Raw genomic sequence first — 14,741 nt, forward strand, 5'->3', positions numbered from 1 at the left:
TTCACCACCTCGTTGATGGTGCCGTCTCCGCCCACCGCGACGATGCACTCGTAGCCGTCCTGGATCGCCTTCCGGGCGATGCGCGCCGCGTCCATCGCGCCTGCGGTGAACTCATGCCCGAACTCGCCGAGCGCCCGGCCCACCTTGGCGGACAGCTCCGCCCAGCGCTTCCCCGTCTGACCACCGGCGCTGCGCGGGTTGACCACGAGGAACGTCTTCATTCAGCCCCTCTCCTCCTGCCTGATGACGCCTGTTTACGCGCTGGCGAGGCCTCGCACCACTCCGCACCTCCATCTCGTGGCGCGAGGGCCCCGAAACCGGGGCGCTACAATACCCTGTTCGTGCCATGCCGGGCGCACTCAACGTGAAGAGGGCTCGGCCTCTACTTCTCGTGATCACCTACAATCTCCCCATGTATTCGCTCCTGTTGCCACTCACCTTGATCGCCACGCTGGGGACCAACACCCAGGTCAAAGAGACGGGTCCCTTCCGTCCCCCGGTCCCCTCAGTCGTGGAGGGCCGCGTGGTGGACGAAGCAGGCACGGGGATAAAGGATGTGGGGCTGTCGCTCGTCGACACCACGCGGTTCAGCGGCTACGTCGACCCGAACGGCTGCGGCACCTACCACCCCCAGGAGACTGTCTGGACCGGGCCGGATGGCCGCTTCCGGGCAGAGCTGCCCTTCACGCCGACCGACGTGTCGGTGAGCCAAGCCCCCGAGGACTTCGAGGGGCCTGGCGAGCCACAGCTGGTCATCTCGGGCAAGGAGATCGGGGTGACTCTGAAGCGCATCCACTGGATCTTCTACGAGGGGCAGGTGGTGGATGAGCAGGGAGCACCGCTGGCGCAGGTGCGCATCGATCCGCACGCGCGCACGGACGACGCTGGCCGTTTCCAGATCAAGCTCCACCCCAGGTCACCGCCCGAGACGTTCCGCTTCCGAAAGATCGGCTTCAAGCCGATCGTCGTTCCGGCCGGCGAGCTGGCGAAGGTGGTGCTGCGCGAGCGGCGGACGCTGGTGAAGGTGAAGCTCCTCGACACAAAGACGAAGAAGCCGGTCGAGGACCTGTACCGCATCTCGGCGTACCGGGGTGACGAGCTGCTCAGCTACTGCAGCGCGGGAACCGTGACGCTGACCCATGAGCCGACGGATGGGGAGTGCACGCTCGACGCGGATCCAGGCAAGGTCGAGCTGCGAGTCGAAGGAGGGCCCGTCCGGAAGCTCAAGGTGACTGCTGCGCCGCAGGAGGTGACGCTCGAGGTGAGACCACGAGCGCGGTGAGGACAGCGAAGAGACAGAGCTCCGCGGGGCGCTGGAGGGGAAAGTCCACGAGGGCGCGTGCGGCCAGGGCCACCAGCGCGGCAAGGGCAGCACGGCCACGCGCATCCGCCGCCTGACGCCCCGCACGCAGCGCCGCCAGCAGGAGCAGGAGCCTGGGCACGGCACCCACGAGCCCCAGTTCCAGGAGCCACTCGAGGAAGTCGTTGTGGGCATGATCCTGTGGAGCAGCGAAGCGCTCCTGCTCGGCGGAGGCCCCCCGGGCCCAGTACTCCGCCTCCCACGAAGGCCACAGCGTCTCGAAGCTCCCCGGACCATGCCCCAACACGGGCGCGTCCAGCACGTGCGGGGCGGCGACACTCCAGAGATAGAGCCGGCCAGCGAGCGCGGTACCAGGGGAACGCCCCCACACGCTGACCAGCAGGACCGCCGCCACGAGCGCCGCACCCAGCGCGATTCCCCACCAGCGGCCCTTTGGCCCACCAAGCTCCGCGCGAGCTGGGAGCCTGCGAGTCCACAGGAGGCTCAGGGCCGCGGCTCCCAGGGCGAGCAATGAGCCCCAGGAGCGGACCGCGGCGATCGCGCAGAGCTGAAGCACCACAGCGGCGATCCAGGCCCGGCGGGTCAACAGTCTCGCAGCGCAGACGGCCTCTCCCACGGTGACACAGAGGCTGGCGCCCAGATACGCGGCCACGAAGTCCGGGTTTCCCAGCGTCCCGTAGATGTGCATGCGCTCGCCAGGGTGGTCGCCCCTCCACCCCATCCAGCCAAAGGGATCCCACCCAAGGGCCTGGAGCACAGCCACCCCCGCGAGCCCGGTACCGGCCCCAGCCATGGCACGCAGGACGCGGACCGGCTCCGGCGGAGCCTGAAGCAGCCCGAGGAGCACGAGCCCCCCGGCCGCCTCCAGCCACATCCCTCCCGGGCGGGCCGCGGGGCCCAGCAAGGCGGCGAGCGCCAGCGTGCCGATCCACAGCCCGGCGAGGACCCGCGGCACCGCGGGAGCCGGCGTGGACGACGGGCAGAGGACGGCCCGGAGCACCAGCGCGACGGAGGCAGCAACCAGGACACCCGTCTTCACGCCAGAGAAAGGAGTTGCCCCTCCAGGCGCGACGGCGAGTGTCCCCGCGACGATCATCACGGGGACGAGCCACCCCGAGAGTCGATCCGCCAGCGCTCCAGACATGAAGCACTTCTCTCCCGGCAGAACCTCGGCGGCGGTAACGGCTACTTCGCGGCGGTGACGGTTCCCGTCACGTTCACATCGCCCGGTGCGCCACAGGTGGAGCCCCGGCCCGTCACCTTCCCTCCGCTGACCTCGAGCGACAGGACTTCGCAGCCCACGGTGGCGGCCGCGGCCTTCCCCTGGGCCTCCTGGGCCTTGGCCTGATTCTTCTGGGACAGGGCGCTGAGCTGCGCCTTGTACTTCTGGATGCAGGGGCGCATCTTGTCCGGCGGCTGCGCCATGCACTCCTGCTGGATCTTCATCTGGATCTCATGCACCTGCTTCTGGGTGTCCGCGCTGGAGGCCTGCTTGTGGCCCTCGCTCAGGGCCTTGTTGGATGCGGCGGCCTCCTCAGCCGTGCGCTCCACGAGCACCCGGTAGCCCTCCGTCGTCCGCTCCAGCTTCACCGGCCGGGTCCCCAGGGACTTGCCATCCTTGCCGAACCACTCGGAGGTGCCGGTGAACTCCGGGTGGTTCTGATCCGTCGAGGTGCGCATGCGCGCCTTCATTCCGTTGGCGAGCGCCAGCTCCCACTGGTAGCTGCCCACCACCCGGAAGGCCTCCCGAGCCGCCGTCGCCAGGCTCACGGGTGAGTAGACTCGCAGTGCGCACGGCCCGGCCAGTGCCGTCGTCGTCACCCGCACCCGAGCCTCCAGGCTGCTCTCCGTCACCTTCTCCGAGAGCACCTCCGCGCCCGCACACGTCACGTGTGCCAGGGAGCCTGGGGTGAAGCGGCCGGTGACGGTGAGGGTCGTCTCGGTGCCCACGGGCACCGGGGGCAGCTGCTTGCCCTCTCCGGAGCCGCCCGAGGCGGACACCAGGGCCAGCTCCGGCGTGGGGTACTTCGCGAAGAGGGCCTCCTTGGCGAGCCCCAGCACCTGGCGCTCCTTCTGGGCCTTCTTCTGGAAGTCCTCCAGGCGGCGCTGATGGCTGCTGGAAGCCGAGCGCACCTCGGCGGCGCCCAGCAGCCCTCCCAGGACCAGCACGGCGGCGAGAAAACGAGAGCGATTCATGTGAGCGGGACTCCTCAAGGCAGGGAGGCCCCTACCGGCCTGGAGCCCCCGGGGCGCCTGCGGCTCTCGAGCCGCGGCACCGCGGCCATCCTGTCACGGGATGGCGAGGTTGAGCATGAAATAGATGCCCTGAAGGTAGCGGTCCAGGCCGTTCATCATCATGGGCAGCACCATGATGATGCCCACGCCACCGGCGGTCGCCAGGGCGAACATCACCGCGGAGTACTCGACCATGGCCTGGCCGCGCACCCGCCGGGCCCGTCGCGCCAAGGCTCGGAGCTCAGTGATCATCGCCACCCTCCTGGCCACTCCCGTGCGCGCCCTCCTGAGGGACCTTGTAGCCCGCTGGCGGCTTGATGCGCTCCAGCATGTACTGCTTGTCGATGCGGCCCTTCTCCGCGCAGCTCCCGTAGCAGACATCCACCATCTTCTGGGCCCGCTTCTCACATGACTTCTGGGCCGACTTGCTCTTGCCCGCGCCCTTCTTGCACGGCTCCACCATCGCCGTCTCCATCAGCTTGCACTGGTCGGAGCAGGTCTCCGGCTTCTGGGCCGCGGTCATCACGGGCTTGGGGAGATCAGGCTTGGGCGGCCTCTTCTGATTCTTGTCCTCGGCCAGTGAGCCTCCGGCAGCCAGGAGTACACTCAGGGCGATGATTCGAAGGGCGTTCACGGGGGTGTCTCCTCTACTGGAGCCAGATGAGGCTCACGACGACGTTGTTCGAGTTCTTTTCAGGCTTGGCCGAGAGCGTCAGGATCACGCCGGCCTTCTCGAAGCTCTCTGAGTCCTGCTGGGCGCTGTGTGCCACGGGGCCGTAGCCGAGCCGAGCCAGCTCGCGGCGGTAGAACTCGCGCACCTCCTCCGGCGTGGAGGCCCGCACCACGAAGGAGGAGCTCTGCGACGAGGTGCCTGACTCCATCTGCTGGATGGTGGCGGCAGCCTGCGCGTTGGGTGGCACCGGCAACCCTCCCGGCAGCTCCGGCTTCTTCACCAGCAGCTCCTCCGGGTTTCCAACGGAGGCCAGGATGACGGTGCCCGACTTGCTGGGCACCAGCGTCACCGTCTTGAGCTTCTTGCTGCCCGTGGGCCGGAAGCTGAGGTAGCGCACCCCCGGCGAGTGGGGAACGTTGCCCACCAGCGGGCGAAACCCCATGCGCGAGAAGACCTCGTAGTACGCCTGCACCACCACGTCCGGAGGATCCGGCACGATGAGCGTGGCGATCTCCATCTTTCCCCCGTTGATGATCGTCTGCGTGCCCATCGGCTCCGGGCGCCGGCCACGGTAGACGCTGAAGGAAAAGGGATCCGGATCCACCGGCTCAGGCTTCGCCACCTGGCTCTCGGCGAGCTTCTTGCGAATGAACTCCTTCCACTCCTCGTCCGGGATCGTCTCCGCCTGGGACACCGAGCAGGTGTCGCCGCCTCCGGAGGTGCAGGCCGTACAGGTACCTCCCTGCGCGCCCGAGGACTGGGCCGCAGCCGAGGCCTCCTGGGCGGAGAGCTGGGAAGCCGCAGTCGCAGAGGTGGCGGAGGCCTCCTCAGCGAAACCAGGGGCCGCGGCCAGAAGGACCGCGGCGATAGAGAAGGACCTCAGAAGCAATCCGGTGTCTCCTGGCTCTGGCACCCGAGGTAGAAGGCGCCTCGGGCATCGGCAGCCGCCTTGTAGTCGTCATTGGGGCCCTCGTAAGGGGTACCCAGGTATTTCTTACCGAAGAACGTGCCGAGCCCAGGAGTACTCTGCGTCTGGCCTGGCTCCGCCGGCTTGTAGCGCGCCGTGAGGTGCACACCGATGATGTTGGGCAACTTGTCGTTGGTCCGCGTTCCCAGGTTGGTGTTCGTCACCTTCAGGATCTTCTCGCCGTCCCCCTCGTCGGCGAGGTCCTCCGCGGAGCTCTTCACGTCGGCATAGGAGCCCAAAGCCGTCCCGTTCCTCGCGTAGATGTACTGGACGCGCCGGAAGAACGGGTTGGCCTCCGCACTCCCCTGCGTCTGGATCAGCGGGACCATGCTCCCGGGCACGCGCACATCCGCGTCGGACAGTGCGCCGTCATAGGTAGGAGCCAGCTGGGTGTTCGAGTCCTCGTCCTGGGTATCGTTGTGGCTGTTCTTTGCCCCGTTGCGCAGCGCCCAGGTGTTGAAGCTGATGCCTCCCCGCTCAAGGGCGACGATGTTGCTCGCGTTGCCGCCTTCGCCCTGCCACTCGTGCACTCCGTCGGCCGTCGTGTTCTCGCGCCTCTTCATCTGGGTGACCTTGACCTTCGAGAACTCCTGCAGGAAGGTCTCCGGGATGATGTAGTTGTAGATGAAGCCGGTAGCCTCGCACCTCACCTCGCCGCCCGCATTGTAGCCGGAGCTGGCGAAGGACCTCATGTTCGGATCGGGGTTCCAGCTCATGTCGCTGGAGATGCTGCAGAGGAACTGGGTGTCGGGCCCGTTCTTGAAGCGGAACGAATAGTGGGCCCCGAAGCCGGTGTGGTGCTTGTCGTGCTCGCCGCCAGCGCCGTTGCCCGTCAGGTAGGATTGCTCTCCATACCCGTCCCTCCCGGGCTCCGCGCCATCATCGAACGCGGAGGTGTGGTCCGCGTAGACGACGCGCACGGCGCGCATGGCCGACTGAAGCTCGTTCAGGTTGTTCTTGTCACGGTTCTGGGGCGCGGACAGATCCCCAATCCCCCCCCACGAGGGCGCCTCGGTGTTGAGCTGGGAGAAGTCCCACAGGCCCGAGACGACCGTCTCCTGGAGATCCAGCTTCAGGTACGCCGCGTCCATCAGGAAGATGGCGTAGAGGAACAGCGGGATGAGGACGATGTTGAGCAGGACGAACTCCACCATGGCGCTGCCACGGGCGCGCCGGAAGGCGGTCCTACGGGAAGCAGGCTTGAGCGCTGGGTTCATGGCTCTCCTCACTTGACGTTGACGGCGCCGCTGCTGACGCCGCTGGCCCCATTGACAACCTGGACCGCATTGCCATCCAGCCCTCCCAGGACGGTGTTCATCTCGTCCTCGCTGAGGGGATGGAGCTTGGCGCGCCAGAAGGGGTTGAACATGTTGGGGTAGTCCGACCAGTCACCGATGCGGTGGTAGTACACCATGGCCTTGGAGATGGCCCTGGAGCGGGTGTTGTTGGCCAGCGAGATCTTGGCATCCTGCGGGCCCACGTTCTTGACGGTGACCGTGCCCGACCCATCCTTGGCCACCTCCCAGGGTCCGCGCTGGCCGTACTCGTTGACGCGCGTATCTGTACTCACCGCCGCAAACACGCTGGGCTGGTTGAACGGGAAGCTGGTGCTGATCCGGAACTCCTCGAAGCGGGACATGTCCATCTCCACGGTGTGGTCGCCGCTGTGCGGGTTGTTGAAGATGTCGCCGGTGAAGCCTCCGCTGTGCTCGTTGGACTGACCGGTGGTGATCCGGCCCGGGAACAGCATGGCCGTCAGCGGCAGCGGGAGGGAGCCGTTGCCGTGCATCCACTCGCCTCGGAGGGTGCCCCAGTCGAACGAGGTCACCACCTGCGCGTTGGCCCCCGTGTCCACATCCCCCGTCAGGCCCATGGTAAAGCCGCTGTCGCGGAAGCCGGTGCGCCCGCCCGCGGTGACCATGGCCTCTGGGATCTGAGAGATCGTCCAGTCGCCCTCCTCCCCAATCCAGATGGTGCTGGACTTCACCCGCTCGCTCAGATCTGGGAACAGGTCCATGGTCGGGGGCGTGACGGGAGACGTGATGCCGCCATAGCGGTTCCAGGCAAAGTGATGGCGTGAGGCGTTCGCCACCTCGGACATGATCTGCTTCTTGATGTCATCCCGATCGTCGAAGGCTCCTCTCCACTGATCCATGTTGGCCGCCTTGACAGCGTCCTCATCCGAGGTGACGGATGCGGCCAGTTGCATGTTGTTCTGCTTGAGAGCCCCGAAGGTGCCGTTGCCCAGCATCGTCTCCACGGCGGCCTTGGAGTCCACCTGTGACTGGCGGATGTTCTGGATGTGCGTGTCCAGCGCCGACACCGTGTCCGCGGCGGGCCCGTCGATCGCGCTCAGGCTGCCCTTCACGTCGCCGGAGATCCAGTCGATGAAGAGCCCGATGGCGTTGACCTCCGCGAAGGCAGCGTCAATGCAGTGATTGAAGCAGCAGGGCATCCCCAGGCAGCACTCGCACTTCTCGATCTCCTGCCCCACGATCTCTTCCATGATCATGAAGCTGGCCAGCTTCAGGTCGGCCAGCATGGCCGCCTCGGACATGTACGCGTGCACGTTGGCCATGCCGACGTAGGAGGAGGCGATGGCGCGGTTGGTGTACGCCAGATAGTTGAGCGTCCGGGCCTCGGCGACGGCCATGGAGAACGCCTTGGTATCCGCGTAGTTCTGCAGCTTGATGCGCTGCTGCACCGCCACCGTCACGTTGAAGGTGATGAGCACGACAAGCGCCAGGACCAGCAGCGAAACAGCCGCCAGGATGATCATCTGCCCGCGTGACCGCCCGGGAACAGTGGCGCGGCGAAGGGCCAGGGTGAAGTTCATGGATCGGACCTCATTGGAAATCATCTCTCGGGGCACGGCTAGTCTGGATGGCCGTAGCTGATGCACTCGTTGGAGGAGGGCAGCGCGAACCGGCTGAGGAAGAAGTTGCTCTGCATGCGCATGGCGTAGCTGACGTTGATGGGCAGCACGGCGACGCCCGCACCGTCCGCCGCGATCACGTCGCGGACCTGGCTCGTCTTGTCGCGCTCCGTGACGCCCTTGCCGGGCATCATCAACACCGAGGGGATCTTCGTGCCCAGGTACGACTTGACGATGACCCAGTTGGCGAAGGGGATGGGCATCCGGTACAGGAACTGGATCTGCACCACCAGGCGCGTCCGGTTGAACCTGCGCAGGCTGTCTCCACCGCTGGTGAAGTTCACGGGGGGGGCCTGGTTGGACGGATCGTCGAAGTCCACCTCGTTGCTGCTGCCCTCTCCATCGCGCGACCTCTGATCCGCCGCATCAATGGACGGAGAGCTTGAGCCGTCCAGCTCTCCACTTAACGGGCCGCAGATCACCGTCTTCACCTGCTTGACCCCGCCAGGGAGATCGTTGTCGCCTGAGGTGTGCCGGACGAACTTCGAGACCACCTCGGTGGCCGAGCCGGTGGGCAAGATGGTCTCGGAGCTGCTGACGAGCACCGGGAGCAGGTGGAGGATGGCCGCGGCCTCGATGGCCTCCGGATCCGCGTTGTTCATGGCCCCCACGCGCGCAGCCCGGTAGGCTGCGTACTTGGCCATCACTCGCGCCTGGGCGATCAGCCCCATCTGCATGATGCCCAGGATGAGGAAGACGAACAGCGGCATCACCAGTGCCGCCTCGACAGCGACCTGGCCTGATTCCCGTTCGCGTTGGATCATCGGTCCGCGTAGGAAGAAAGAAGCCATGGTATGAGACTGCCGGTTGTGTCTCCCACCTACCATCGGTCAACTTGCCGGAATGCGGCATTCCCCTGGCAGGTGCGCCAGACGCTTACATTGCACTCGGCGGCGCGGGCTCGCCTGCGCGCCAGACGTGCATGGCTGGTACGCTGGTACATTGATGCGGCGGATCAAGGGAGGGGTGTCCGCGGGACTGGCTCCCCGGACGAGCCGAGGAGGCTTGCGCCGTGGCGGTGGGACAGAACAGACCGGGCCTGTGGATCTGGAGTTGCTTGCTTGTCGCGCTGACCCCCGCGCTGGCTGGGAGCCAGGCCGAGGAGAAGCCCCAGGAGAAGAAGCCTGGACAGCAGAAAGTGGAGCTCCCCGCGCGGGAAGCATATCTGGAAGGCCTGGAGAAGTTCTCGAAGGGAAAAGGGGGCTCGATGCAGGGCATCTTCGCCCTGGCGAGGGCTGCTGCCCGCGAGCAGCTCGACGCGGTCCTCGAGTGGGACGCGGCGATCGCGGCGGGGAAGATTCCGAAGAAGCGGTTCGTGCGCACGCTGCCGGGCTTCTATGTGGGCACGTCCAAGGCCCTCTATGTCATCGTGGACTCGCGCTTCTTCCTCGATCTGTCAACGCAGCGCGGAGACGCGGTGGACCGCCGCTTCTTCGAGCTGCTCCACGAGACGTTCAACGGCGCGACCTCGCGCATCTACGTGGACACGATCACCGATGTGACGGCCTGCTACCACATGGGCAGCCGGGAGTTCATCACGCTCTACCGCGGCTGGACCCAGTTCAAGGCAAGCCATCCCAGGGCCTATGGGGAGACCGTGAATGAGGAGCTCCAAGCGCTGGAACACACCCTGCTGACCGCCACCTGCGCCTGCAGCGCCCGCCAGATCGTGGATGCCGGCTTCGAGGCGTTCCTGAGGACGTTCCCCAAGTCGCCCATTGCCCCACAAGCACGTCAGCGCCTGGAGCGGATCCACACGAACACCAGCGATCTCGTCTTCCGGTGTGGGCAGGAGCTGGATCTCGGGCAGCCGCTCCCTTATGGCGTGTTGCCGCCCCGCCCCCCTGCCGCGCCGGTGCCCCCCAAGTAGGAACCGGAGCTGGATCAGACGCGCAGCTCACCCTCGATGACGGTGACGGCGGCACCGCCGATGCGAGCCCGCTCGAGCACGCCCGGGCGGCCCTTCACCTCGAGCTCCACTCGGCCGGGCTTGCCCATGGCATCCCCCTGCTCGGCGCGGACGCGCACCTGGCCGCCCGCCTCGGGCAGCTTCAGCACCCCATGGTTCACCAGGTAGGCCGCCAGCGGCCCGTGAGCAGAGCCGGTGACAGGGTCCTCCGGCACGCCAAAACCCGGCGCGAAGAAGCGCGCGTGCGTCACGCTGCTGGCGTCCTTTGTCTCGCGGGTGAAGGCGAACACGCCTCGGATGCCATGGGGCCGTGCGGCCGCCACCAGGGACTCGGCCCTGGGCGACAGCGCCCACACGTCATCGCGGCGCAGCATGGGCACGAAGAGCTTGTGGCCATTGGCGAGCACCGGCAGAGAGCGATCCACCATCTCCATCGTCCCGCCCAGCAGCGGCATCACCGCCTCGATGGGCAGCGGGCTCTCGCGCCACGGGTACTGGGGGGTGACAATCCACACGCGGCTGTGGCGCGAGTCCACGGGCTCCAGCTCCACGTCATACGTCCCGGCGGCGCAGTCCAGCCGGAAGTGCCCTCCCCGTCCCAGCAGGCCCCGCTCGCTCAACAGGTGGAACGAGGCCACCGTGGCATGGCCGCAGAAGTCGATCTCGTCGGTAGGGGTGAAGTAGCGCAGCTTCACCGCGGTGTCCCCCGGGCGGGAGAGGACGAACGCCGTCTCGGAAGCAGCCACCGCCGCGGCAATCCGCTGCATCGCCCCCGTGTCCAGGCCCGAGGCGTCCACCACTACGCCCGCGCGGTTGCCAGCTCCAGGGATCCGAGTGAAGGCGTCAACGATCGAGACCAGCATGATGTGCTCCTTGCCCGGACAAGCCCTGGGGCTGTCCGGATTGTCCCCATACAATCCAGGGATTGGACCGGGACAATAAATGCATTGCGCACAATCTGGCGTCAATTGTATTAATTGTCACCATGACAAGTTGGGTTCCGGAGCTCCAGGGACGAAGCGGTCCGCTCTATCGGGCCATCGCGGACGCGCTGGCTGCAGACATTGAAGCGGGCCGGCTGGCTCCTGGCACCCGGCTGCCGACGCACCGCGAGCTGGCCGAGCGGGTCGGTGTGACGGTGGGCACGGTGACGCGGGCGTACACCGAGGCCGAGCGCCGAGGGCTCATTGGCGGAGAGGTGGGCCGGGGGACGTACGTGCGGCACCTCGAGGCGCCGCGCCTCCTGCCCTCCGCGCCCCGGGTGCCGGGGGATGACACGCTCATCGAGCTGGGGATGAACTGGCCCCCGACGCCGGAGGGGGATCCCGCTGCCGAGGCACTGCGCCGGACGCTGGAGGTGCTTCAGCGCTCGGCGGAGCTCCCGGAGCTGCTGGCGTACCAGCCGCACGCGGGACTCTTCTCGCACCGGGAGGCGGGGGCGGAGTGGATCTCGCGCTTCGGGATCACGGTCCCGGCGGATCAGGTGGTGGTGTGCTCGGGCGGGCAGCACGCGATGGAGGTGGTGATCAAGGCCCTCACGAGGCCCGGAGACACCCTCCTCACGGAGGCCCTCACCTACCCAGGGCTGAAGACGCTGGCGAGCCAGCAGCACCTGCGGATCCAGGGGGTGGCCATGGACGCGCAGGGCCTCCTGCCGGAGGCGCTGGAGGCGGCCTGCCGCGGCGGCGCGAAGGTCCTCTACTGCGTGCCCAACCTGCAGAACCCCACGGGCGCGGTGATGTCACTGGAGCGGCGCGAGCGCATCGCCGCGATCGTGCGGGCGCAGGGCCTGACGGTCCTCGAGGACGATGTCCACGGCCTCTTGCTGGAGGAGCGTCCCCCACCCTTGTGCGCGCTCGTGCCGGAGTCTGGCTACTTCATCGCGGGGATCTCCAAGCTGCTCGCGCCCGGGCTGCGGCTCAGCTACCTCGCGGTGCCACGCCGAGGCATGGAGCGGCTGGAGGAGAACGCGGGCCTGGCAGCGCGGATGACGCCGCCCCTGACGGCGGAGATCTGCACGCAGTGGATCCGCGAGGGCACCGCGGACAAGATCGTGGCGCACCGGCGCCAGGAGGCGCTGGAGCGGCTGGAGCTGGCGCGCGAGGTGCTCGGCGAGGCGGTGGTCCGGAGCGCGCGGGGGCCGGCCTACCACCTGTGGATGGAGCTGCCGGGGCACTGGCGAAGTGAGGCCTTCAGCGCCCAGGCCCGGCGGAACGGCGTCTCCGTGACGGCGTCCGAGGTGTTCGCGGTGGGGCCTGCGGTGGCACCGGGAGCCGTGCGGGTCTGCCTGGGCGCGCCACGCACACAGGCACAGCTGCGCAAGGGGCTCCTCCGCCTGCGAGACACGCTCGCGGGCGGGCCAGCCCCTCTGAGCACCATCGTCTGAGGAAGCGAGTCGAGCCCGCCCGGCAGCCACCTGTTCGGAAATGTCGGGGGTTTTGGGCGCAAAAAGTCCCGACATTTCCGAACAGCTGCCCCTCGGGCTGCGTCCGGCCCACCCGGTTCAGCCGGGACTGTCGCCGACGCGGCGCAAGCCCTCGGCAAGCCGCTGCACGAGCGTCGTGTACTGCGTCAGGATCTCGTCGAAGCGTGCGCGGCGCTCCCTGAGGTCGGGGACATGCTGTCCCTCGAGGCCCTTCAAGCTCAGGTGCAGCGAGAGGCGGAGCTTCATGAAGAGATCCGTCAAGTGGATCTCCCCCACCACTTCCTTCGGCGTCATCTCGCGCGAGGAGACAATCGTGCGCCGGACGTCACGCAGCTCGTTGCCGATGACGGCCCATGTCCCGAGCGCATGCACCTCGATGAGGCGGCCATCCACCAGCAGGTAGTAGGCCTTGCTCGTGTGCACGCCGGTGTCCCCATCCTGGGCGTCGGTGAAGGCACCGAGGAAGTTGGTCGACCCATCCAGGTGGAACGCTGGGACATCGAGCCAATCGGCCTGGCGGTGCCGGGCCGCGAGCGAGCCGCACAGCGTCTCGAGCTCGGCCAGGTTCTCACTCGGCTCCGAGAAGGCAGCGCGGATTGGCTTCGCCACGAGCTTGATCTCGGGGAGCACGATGTCACAGGCCTCCTCCAGGATCGCGGCCTCCGCCTGCAGGCGCGCCTCGTGCTTGTCGTAGAGCACCGTTGTGGGATCGAACGCCCCAGGGTCGTATCCCTCGCTGAGGGCGCCCACCTCCTTCAAGAGGCTCTCCAGCGCATTGGAGGTCTGCTCTACCCGCTGCGCGACGGCCTCGCGCTCGGCGTCCTTCTCCTCGGAAGTCTTCTGATCGTCACTGGACACGGGCGGGAGCCTAACTCGGGGGCCTTGCCGGTGGCGACACCCTCGCTCAGGCCGGACTGTCTCCCGCGCGACGCAACCCCTCGGTCCGGGTCTTCATCAGCCGCGTGTACTCCGTCAGGAGGGCGTCGAACCGCTCCCGGCGCTCGGCAAGGTTGGAGCCGGGCTCCAGCCGCATGAGCGCATCGTCGCGGTGGAGGTATCCCCGGAGGTTGATGAGCACTCCGTCCAGCGGGAACACGTTCACCGCCTCGTGCCCCTCGATCACCCGCGTGGTGATGATCGAGCGCTGCAGGTGCAGCCGCTTGGAGACGATGCGCCACCGTCCGACGCAGCACACCTCCACCAGCCGCCCGTCCGTCAACAGCCACAGATCCCGATCGAGGAGTACCCCGGTCTCCCCCTCCTTCACGTCCTTGGGGACGCCGACGTGGAGGCCCAGCCCATCCAGCCGCTCCCCCGGAACATCGAGCCACTCGGCCTGCTGGTGCCGGACCGGCTGTGAACCGAGGAAGGCCAAGATCGTGGCCATGTCCCCATGCGGATCGCCCTCACGGGTGGCGTACATGTTCCGCACCGGCCTCGCCATCAGCTTGAGCTCGGGGAGCACGAGATCGACGAGCTCCTCGAAGATGGCGGCCTCGGCGCGATTCTGCTCATCACGCGCGATGAAGAGCAGAGCGTCCGGAGTAGGCGTGAGGTCCGCCTCCGGAACCTTCTCTCCCTTGAGGAGCCTCGCCAGCTGGTCAGCAGTCTCCAGCACCTTCGCCGCGACCTGCTGGCGCGCGGCGTCGTTCGTGTCCTCGGCCATGGGCTCCTCAGCGGGATGAGGCGGCTACTTCTGCTGCGACGGCGGCGCCACGGCGCGGACGTGGATCTCCTTGAGCTGCCGCTCGTCCACGTCACCCGGCGCGCCCGTCATCTGGTCCGTGCCCGTCTTCGTCTTCGGGAAGGGGATCACGTCGCGCAGGGACTCGGCGCCCGTCAGCAGCATGGCCAGGCGGTCCATGCCCACGGCGATGCCACCGTGCGGCGGCGCGCCGAACTTGAGCGCGTCCAGCAGGAAGCCGAACTTCGCGCGCGCGTCCTCGTCGCTGATGCCCAGCGCCTTGAAGACCTCGGACTGGACCTTCGGATCATGCAGGCGGATGGAGCCGCCGCCGATCTCGAAGCCGTTGAGCACCACGTCGTAGCGGTGGCACTTCACGCGGCCGGGATCCGACTGGAGATGCGCGACGTCCTCGTCGTGAGGACGGGTGAACGCGTGGTGCGCCGCGGCCCAGGTCTTCGAATCCTCGTCGTACTCGAAGAGAGGCGGGTTCACGACCCAGAGGAAGCGCCACACGCCGCCCGACCCGTACTCCGGGATGAGCCCCAGCTTCTTCGCCAGGTGCACGCGCAGGTTCGCCATGATCGTGTGC

The 14,741-nt window shown here is 67.5% G+C and carries 16 protein-coding genes; 3 read left to right on the forward strand and 13 right to left on the reverse strand.

The genetic code is table 11. The features are described 5' to 3' along the window. On the reverse strand, positions 1 to 221 hold a 221-nt coding region (locus VD972_RS01035), incomplete at its 3' end, for an acylglycerol kinase family protein (RefSeq protein ID WP_324979376.1). A 191-nt stretch (positions 222 to 412) separates the two neighbouring features. Between VD972_RS01035 and VD972_RS01040 the strand changes: the two genes are divergently transcribed. Beyond that, positions 413 to 1,282, forward strand: a complete 870-nt coding sequence (locus VD972_RS01040) for a carboxypeptidase-like regulatory domain-containing protein (RefSeq protein ID WP_324979378.1) — start codon at positions 413 to 415, stop codon at positions 1,280 to 1,282. Here the strand turns inward: VD972_RS01040 and VD972_RS01045 are convergent. The 8 genes from VD972_RS01045 to VD972_RS01080 all read right to left on the reverse strand — a co-directional run bounded on the left by VD972_RS01045 (position 1,224) and on the right by VD972_RS01080 (position 8,895). Then, complete coding sequence (locus VD972_RS01045) at positions 1,224 to 2,465, reverse strand: O-antigen ligase family protein (RefSeq protein WP_324979380.1); 1,242 nt, start codon at positions 2,463 to 2,465, stop codon at positions 1,224 to 1,226. The genes VD972_RS01040 and VD972_RS01045 overlap by 59 nt on opposite strands. Positions 2,466 to 2,506: 41 nt before the next feature. Next, complete coding sequence (locus VD972_RS01050) at positions 2,507 to 3,517, reverse strand: hypothetical protein (RefSeq protein ID WP_324979383.1); 1,011 nt, start codon at positions 3,515 to 3,517, stop codon at positions 2,507 to 2,509. A 93-nt stretch (positions 3,518 to 3,610) separates the two neighbouring features. Next, positions 3,611 to 3,808, reverse strand: a complete 198-nt coding sequence (locus tag VD972_RS01055; RefSeq protein WP_324979386.1) for a hypothetical protein — start codon at positions 3,806 to 3,808, stop codon at positions 3,611 to 3,613. Next, positions 3,798 to 4,190, reverse strand: a complete 393-nt coding sequence (locus VD972_RS01060) for a hypothetical protein (RefSeq protein WP_324979389.1) — start codon at positions 4,188 to 4,190, stop codon at positions 3,798 to 3,800. The genes VD972_RS01055 and VD972_RS01060 overlap by 11 nt, the downstream gene beginning before the upstream one ends. A 13-nt stretch (positions 4,191 to 4,203) precedes the next feature. Then, entirely contained in the window at positions 4,204 to 5,118 is a 915-nt protein-coding gene (locus tag VD972_RS01065) for a hypothetical protein (RefSeq protein WP_324979392.1), read from the reverse strand. Beyond that, positions 5,109 to 6,413, reverse strand: a complete 1,305-nt coding sequence (locus VD972_RS01070) for a hypothetical protein (protein WP_324979396.1) — start codon at positions 6,411 to 6,413, stop codon at positions 5,109 to 5,111. The genes VD972_RS01065 and VD972_RS01070 overlap by 10 nt, the downstream gene beginning before the upstream one ends. 8 nt (positions 6,414 to 6,421) lie before the next feature. Beyond that, positions 6,422 to 8,032, reverse strand: a complete 1,611-nt coding sequence (locus VD972_RS01075) for a pilus assembly protein TadG-related protein (RefSeq protein ID WP_324979398.1) — start codon at positions 8,030 to 8,032, stop codon at positions 6,422 to 6,424. A 38-nt stretch (positions 8,033 to 8,070) separates the two neighbouring features. Then, on the reverse strand, positions 8,071 to 8,895 hold the full coding sequence (locus tag VD972_RS01080; RefSeq protein ID WP_324979402.1) for a TadE family protein: 825 nt from the start codon (positions 8,893 to 8,895) through the stop codon (positions 8,071 to 8,073). 254 nt (positions 8,896 to 9,149) lie between these two features. Here VD972_RS01080 and VD972_RS01085 point away from each other — a divergent pair, with 254 nt between their 5' ends. Continuing rightward, on the forward strand, positions 9,150 to 10,001 hold the full coding sequence (locus VD972_RS01085) for a hypothetical protein (RefSeq protein WP_324979405.1): 852 nt from the start codon (positions 9,150 to 9,152) through the stop codon (positions 9,999 to 10,001). 14 nt (positions 10,002 to 10,015) lie between these two features. Here VD972_RS01085 and VD972_RS01090 read toward each other — a convergent pair whose 3' ends face one another. Further along, positions 10,016 to 10,903, reverse strand: a complete 888-nt coding sequence (locus VD972_RS01090; RefSeq protein WP_324979407.1) for a PhzF family phenazine biosynthesis protein — start codon at positions 10,901 to 10,903, stop codon at positions 10,016 to 10,018. A 122-nt stretch (positions 10,904 to 11,025) separates the two neighbouring features. Between VD972_RS01090 and VD972_RS01095 the strand changes: the two genes are divergently transcribed. Continuing rightward, the gene (locus VD972_RS01095) at positions 11,026 to 12,426 is read left to right on the forward strand and encodes a PLP-dependent aminotransferase family protein (protein WP_324979410.1); all 1,401 of its coding nucleotides are present in this window, start codon (positions 11,026 to 11,028) and stop codon (positions 12,424 to 12,426) included. A 117-nt stretch (positions 12,427 to 12,543) separates the two neighbouring features. Here VD972_RS01095 and VD972_RS01100 read toward each other — a convergent pair whose 3' ends face one another. The 3 genes from VD972_RS01100 to VD972_RS01110 form a co-directional block, all read right to left on the reverse strand. After that, the gene (locus VD972_RS01100) at positions 12,544 to 13,323 is read right to left on the reverse strand and encodes a hypothetical protein (RefSeq protein ID WP_324979413.1); all 780 of its coding nucleotides are present in this window, start codon (positions 13,321 to 13,323) and stop codon (positions 12,544 to 12,546) included. Between the two features lie 46 nt (positions 13,324 to 13,369). Continuing rightward, positions 13,370 to 14,131: a hypothetical protein gene (locus VD972_RS01105; RefSeq protein ID WP_324979417.1), complete on the reverse strand. Its 762-nt coding sequence runs from the start codon at positions 14,129 to 14,131 to the stop codon at positions 13,370 to 13,372. A gap of 24 nt (positions 14,132 to 14,155) precedes the next feature. Next, on the reverse strand, positions 14,156 to 14,741 hold a 586-nt coding region (locus tag VD972_RS01110), incomplete at its 5' end, for an amino acid--tRNA ligase-related protein (protein WP_324979420.1).

Origin of the sequence: Hyalangium sp. (genome assembly GCF_035629615.1) — a bacterium.
GTDB lineage: Bacteria > Myxococcota > Myxococcia > Myxococcales > Myxococcaceae > Hyalangium.

Excerpts from the sequence above, each read along its gene's own strand:
- VD972_RS01040 (WP_324979378.1), top strand. The coding sequence starts at position 413 with ATGTATTCGCTCCTGTTGCCACTCACCTTGATCGCCACGCTGGGGACC.
- VD972_RS01045 (WP_324979380.1), bottom strand. The coding sequence starts at position 2,465 with ATGTCTGGAGCGCTGGCGGATCGACTCTCGGGGTGGCTCGTCCCCGTG.
- VD972_RS01050 (WP_324979383.1), bottom strand. The coding sequence starts at position 3,517 with ATGAATCGCTCTCGTTTTCTCGCCGCCGTGCTGGTCCTGGGAGGGCTG.
- VD972_RS01055 (WP_324979386.1), bottom strand. The coding sequence starts at position 3,808 with ATGATCACTGAGCTCCGAGCCTTGGCGCGACGGGCCCGGCGGGTGCGC.
- VD972_RS01070 (WP_324979396.1), bottom strand. The coding sequence starts at position 6,413 with ATGAACCCAGCGCTCAAGCCTGCTTCCCGTAGGACCGCCTTCCGGCGC.
- VD972_RS01075 (WP_324979398.1), bottom strand. The coding sequence starts at position 8,032 with ATGAACTTCACCCTGGCCCTTCGCCGCGCCACTGTTCCCGGGCGGTCA.
- VD972_RS01080 (WP_324979402.1), bottom strand. The coding sequence starts at position 8,895 with ATGATCCAACGCGAACGGGAATCAGGCCAGGTCGCTGTCGAGGCGGCA.
- VD972_RS01090 (WP_324979407.1), bottom strand. The coding sequence starts at position 10,903 with ATGCTGGTCTCGATCGTTGACGCCTTCACTCGGATCCCTGGAGCTGGC.
- VD972_RS01095 (WP_324979410.1), top strand. The coding sequence starts at position 11,026 with ATGACAAGTTGGGTTCCGGAGCTCCAGGGACGAAGCGGTCCGCTCTAT.
- VD972_RS01105 (WP_324979417.1), bottom strand. The coding sequence starts at position 14,131 with ATGGCCGAGGACACGAACGACGCCGCGCGCCAGCAGGTCGCGGCGAAG.